Source organism: Acidovorax sp. SRB_24, assembly GCF_012931925.1.
Genome location: NZ_MWOM01000008.1, coordinates 38515 through 42236, shown reverse-complemented (window position 1 = coordinate 42236; position 3722 = coordinate 38515). Strand labels below are relative to the sequence as shown.

General features: G+C 67.6%; 4 protein-coding genes. All 4 read right to left on the bottom strand.

The features are described from left to right. Positions 1 to 542: ATP-dependent protease subunit HslV (hslV, locus tag B2J89_RS22470; protein WP_205763694.1), on the bottom strand; the 542-nt coding region annotated here is incomplete at its 3' end. A 58-nt stretch (positions 543 to 600) separates the two neighbouring features. Then, positions 601 to 2313 carry an STAS domain-containing protein gene (locus B2J89_RS04385; protein WP_169168011.1) on the bottom strand — a complete coding sequence of 571 codons (1713 nt, stop codon included), beginning with the start codon at positions 2311 to 2313 and terminating at the stop codon, positions 601 to 603. Positions 2314 to 2354: 41 nt separating this feature from the next. After that, the gene (gene dksA / locus B2J89_RS04380; RefSeq protein ID WP_169168010.1) at positions 2355 to 3137 is read right to left on the bottom strand and encodes an RNA polymerase-binding protein DksA; all 783 of its coding nucleotides are present in this window, start codon (positions 3135 to 3137) and stop codon (positions 2355 to 2357) included. Between the two features lie 168 nt (positions 3138 to 3305). Further along, a partial coding sequence (locus B2J89_RS22685) for a GTP-binding protein (RefSeq protein ID WP_240964729.1) occupies positions 3306 to 3722 on the bottom strand: 417 nt, incomplete at its 5' end.

The window sequence follows — 3722 nt, the reverse complement described above, 5'->3', positions numbered from 1 at the left end:
TTCATGTTGGTGTAGATGCACAGCTGGCCGGCGATCTCGAGCGATTTCTTCACCACCTCCTGCGCGGACAGGTCGGTGTTCTCGATCAAGGCCTTCGCGGCCGACTGCGCATAGACGCCGCCCGATCCGATGGCGACGATGCCCTGCTCGGGCTCGAGCACATCGCCATTGCCGGTGATGATGAGCGAGGCGTCCAGGTCGGCCACGGCAAGCATGGCCTCGAGGCGGCGCAGCACGCGGTCGGTGCGCCAGTCCTTGGTCAGCTCGATGGCGGCGCGCACCAGATGGCCCTGGTGCTTTTCGAGCTTGGCCTCGAAGCGCTCGAACAGCGTGAAGGCATCGGCCGTGGCACCGGCAAAGCCGGCCAGCACCTTGCCGTGGTGGAGCTTGCGCACCTTGCGCGCCGTGCCCTTGACCACCACGTTGCCCAGGGTGACCTGGCCGTCACCGCCAATGGCCACCTGCACGCCCTCGGGCGTCTGGCGGCGCACGCTGAGGATGGTGGTGCCGTAGAAAATGCGGGAATCGCTGTGTTGTTCCATAGCGGGCACACATGGGGGCGGGCCGCCCGCTTTCAAGCGGGGCGCCGCAGCGGGGCTCTCAGTTCTTGCGCGGAACGATGCGCGCGTGTTCGCTCACACCGATCACGTTGAACAGCACCGCCACGAGCCGGTGCAGGTTGCGAAATTGCACCACGCGGCCCTGGGCCTGCTGCTGCGCCGCCCAGTTGAGCACCGAACCCGCGGCGGAAAAATCGATGCGGATTAGGCACTCGCAGGGCACGACCAGCGGCTCGCCCGGGCGATCCTGGGCATCGAGCGCAGCGAGCGCAGCACTGGCATCGCCTTCGATGTGCCCCCTGAGTCCGGGCACGCCGTCCGGTGCGGCCGCCAGGGGCCCGTCCGCGCCTTCGCCGGGGTGCGGGGCCAGCAGGTCGTGCGCCGGATCGTCCAGCGCCACATCCGCGCCGCCGCCGTCAGGGGCAGCGCTGCAGGCGCAGCGCGGTGCGGACCAGGAAGGCGGCGAGACCTCGTAGGTCACGCAGTAATCGAGCGCCACGAGCTCGAACTCGTCGGGCCGTCCCATGCAGCGCAGTGCTGCCATGCGCAGCCGCCACCACTCGGGGTTGGCCCTGCGGTCGCCCGACTGGGTGTGGGCCTGCAGCAGGGCCTCGAGCGCGGGCGCGCCCGTCAAGGCAATGTGGACGTCCTGCTCGGCCCAGCGCAAAAACTCGTTGGCCAGCGCAGGCAGTGCAGCTTCGTCGATGTCGACCAGGCGCGACCAGTCCAGGCACCAGGGCGACGCGGCGCGCAGCAACGCGGCCTGCAGCGCGGCCACCGACTGCAGCGTCAGCACGGACGGCGCGTTCCAGCTGACATCGCGCCGCGCCGCAACGGCCCCCGGCGGTGCCGCTCCCAGGCCCAGTTGCTCGGGAATGGAAAACCACAAGGGCGCGGAGCGGTCGAAGCGCGCCGCGAAATCCAGCGCGAGGCTGTCGAAACTGTCTTGCTGACCGGTGGCGCGGTAGAGGTCGAACAGCGCCATCCAGATCTCGAACTGCTGTGCTGCGTCGTCGCCGGCATGCTGTGCCAGCACCTCCCTCAAGCCGGCTTCGGCACCGGCGTGGTCGCCGTTGGCGAACCGGATGGCCGCTTCTTCGAGATCGGGTTCGTGCACGAATACCTCCAGTTCGAGGGACGGCGAGGCCTGCGCGCCCGGCGTCCCGTCCGCAGGCTGCGGCGCGGACACGGCGCCAAACCCGCTGAGGCACATGCTGTCGTCGGCAAACAGCGGGGCGGCGGCGGCCTGGGGTTCGAGGTGCAGTGGCATGGACGCCGGCGCGGTGGGGGCGAAGGCCGCCCCCTCCCCTGCCGCTGCGCAGTCGGCGCCCGGCGCTGTCAGGCCGGCGGACGGGGTGTCGGGCGGGGAAGGGGCACGGCCCACCGGCTTGCCTTTCCACCACTGCATCGACATCTGCGCCTCGATCTCATCGATTTTCTGGATGGTCACGGCCCGTTCGCCGGGCGAGGTCAGGCTGCTCTGGAACAACGAGGGGCGTGCTGCGGAATCCTCGATGCGCTGGCCCGCCAACGCGTCGCGCTGGCGCAGCTTGCGCAACTGATCGAACTCGCGGCGGCGCACAAAGTCGTTGCGCCGCTTGCGTTCGATCATCTCCTTGAGCATTTGCTTGCTGTACTGGCTTTCGCGGTCGGCGTCGATGGAGTCGAGATCGCCCCAGTTGACCGTCGGGTTGCGCACAAACCGCACCACCTTGGACAGCAGTCCACCGGGGGAAGCTTCTTCCTTGCCCATGCAGCGTCAAGACGTCGGGTGCGCAAGCATGCCAGGCGCCGTCAGTCACCAAACATTTTTTGCTTGAGCTCGCGGCGCTGCTGCGCTTCCAGCGACAGCGTCGCCGTGGGGCGGGCCAGCAGGCGGCCCACGCCGATGGGCTCGCCGGTCTCGTCGCAGTAGCCATAGTCGCCGGAATCGATGCGGGCAATGGACTGTTCGATCTTCTTGAGCAGCTTGCGCTCGCGGTCGCGCGTGCGCAGCTCCAGCGCGTGCTCTTCCTCGATCGTGGCGCGGTCGGCCGGGTCGGGAACGACCACGGTGTCCTCGCGCAGGTTCTCGGTGGTCTGGCCGGCGCTTTGGTGGATGTCCTGCTTGAGCAGCACCAGCTTGTGCCGGAAGAACGCCAGCTGCTGCTCGTTCATGTATTCGCTGTCGGGCATGGCCAGAACTTCGGCGTCGCTCAGCTCATCAACCGGCTTGGTTTTCCAGTTGTTGGCCAGTTTGGCGTCTTTCTTGGGGCTGCCCATGGGGGGCGACACTTGCATGGTGGAGGGCATGGTGTTGGTATAGCTTGCTTTGGCCGCAGTGGAGGCCACCGACTGCGCCATGGATGGTACGGTCAATTGCGCCAGACGTGAAGAAGGCCGGGTGCTGCGCACGGGCGCCGCTGCGGCGCTGGGCGCGGCCACAGCCTTGGCGTGCGGCTGGGCGGTCGCCGTTTTGGCGGGCGCCGCGGGGGCGGCACGTGCAGCAGACTTCGCTGGCACCTTGGCGACGGGCGTTTTTGCCCCAGTCGTCGACACCTTGGCAGTGGCCTTGGATTTGCTGGTTTCAGCTTTCAATTCCTGTCTCCTCACAGTACGGGCGGGCCCGCAGACACAGGGCGTGCTGGCGGGCGGGTGGGTGGTAAGCCCCTCTATTTACCGGGGCGCGATTGTATCGGCCCGGGCTGACAGCAGCCCCTGCGTTGCGCAATACCCACAAAGGGGCGGCTCGCCCGGGCACGCACGTCACACCAGGCACTGCTGCAGACCCTGCACCAGAATGTCCTGGGGCAGGTCGATGCCGATAAACACCATCTTGCTGCTGCGCTCCTCGCCTTCGGCCCATGCGGGCCCCAGGTCGCTGCCCATGAGCTGGTGCACGCCCTGGAAGATCACCTTGCGGTCGGTGCCGAGCATGTTCAGCACGCCCTTGTAGCGCAGCATGCGCGGGCCGTAGATGTTGACGATGGCGCCGAGGAAGTCTTCGAGCTTGGCCGGATCGAACGGGCGCTCGGCGCGGTAGACGAAGCTCTTGACGTCGTCATCGTGGTGGTGATGGTGGCCATGCCCGTGGCCTTCCTGGTGCGACGGATGGCTGCAATGCGCACCATGCACGTGGTCATGGTCATGGTCATGGTCATGGTCATGGTCATGGTCATGGTC

Bases quoted from the DNA above. Each gene is read 5' to 3' on its own strand.
- B2J89_RS04385 (WP_169168011.1), bottom strand. From the start codon at position 2,313: ATGGGCAAGGAAGAAGCTTCCCCCGGTGGACTGCTGTCCAAGGTGGTG.